General features: G+C 54.7%; 1 protein-coding gene. It reads left to right on the top strand.

Annotated elements, in window-relative coordinates; translation table 11 throughout:
- Positions 1-155: 155 nt before the first annotated feature.
- Positions 156-1,239 (top strand): group II intron reverse transcriptase/maturase (gene ltrA / locus ROJ03_RS13035; protein ID WP_313727501.1); only part of this gene is annotated, 1,084 nt, incomplete at its 3' end.

The raw sequence follows: 1,239 nt of genomic DNA, 5'->3' as shown, positions 1-1,239 counted from the left end.
GGACAAGCTGGCTAGAAACAGTGAATCCAAAAGGCAATGCGACCTTCATCTGTAAATCAGGCGGGTAAACGAGGAAAGAGTGATGACTTATCCCGTGAGGTCTCCACAGCGTACGAGGCTGCAACATCGCTTATGACGACGTAGTAACAACGAATGTGGAGAAGTCAGCAGAGGCCGTAGTAGTGACTGGGGGAACAGCCACCAAGGGCCGAACGATCAAATGCCTTTCGAAAGGGAAAGGTCCACCTGCGAATCCGAACAGCGAGAGCTTGCTAGCGATGTTGCAGGTGAGAAAGGAACGAATGAGAGAGGAAGACAAGTCAAGACCGAACACGAGACTGTGTGAGCAACTGGTTTCCCTTGCGAACATCCAGGAAGCGAAGAGGAAGGTGATGCAGAATAAGGGTTCTGCGGGTATCGACGGGATGGAAGTGACAGAACTTCCCTCCTACCTTGAGGCCAACTGGGAACGGATTCGCGAGCAGATTGTCACACGGACGTACAGGCCCAAGCCGGTACTCCGACGGGAAATCCCCAAGGACAGCGGGGGCATGCGTCTGCTTGGGATACCCACGGCAATTGACCGGGTAATCCAACAGGCCCTTGTGCAGGTTCTGACTCCAGTGTTCGAACCGACATTCAGCGATTCCAGCTTCGGGTTCAGGCCCGGCAGGAGCGCAGAGGATGCGGTGAGACTCGCCCAGACCTACATGTCCGAAGGGTACAGGCACGTGGTTGACCTGGACCTGTCCAAGTTCTTCGACACGGTCGACCATGACATCCTCATGGGACTGGTTGACAAGTACATGGATGACAAGGACGTGAGGAGGCTCATCTACGTATTTCTGAAGAGCGGAGTGATGACCAACGGGAGCATGATGGCGACAGCCCTGGGAACCCCGCAAGGGGGCCCCCTATCGCCACTGCTGTCGAACATCTACCTCACCCCCTACGACAGGGAACTGGAGAAGCGGGGACTACGGTTTGTGAGATACGCCGATGACTGCAACATATTCACCAAGAGCAGGATGTCATCCTACCGGGTGAGGGACAATGCGAAGAGCTATCTTGAGAGGAAACTGAAGCTGAAAGTGAACATGGAGAAGACGGAGGCAAGGAGGGCCGTGGGCTCAACCTTCCTCGGATTCACCTTCAGGACCAACGGCAAAAGAGGGAAACTTGGGATGACCATACCCCATGGGAAGAAGCTGAAGAAACTTGAGGACCGGATACGACTGG

This window comes from Sphaerochaeta sp. PS (genome assembly GCF_032144095.1).
Classification (GTDB): Bacteria; Spirochaetota; Spirochaetia; order Sphaerochaetales; family Sphaerochaetaceae; genus Sphaerochaeta.
Note: the sequence above shows the minus strand (reverse complement) of the source record. Positions and strands in the feature narration are given on the sequence as shown.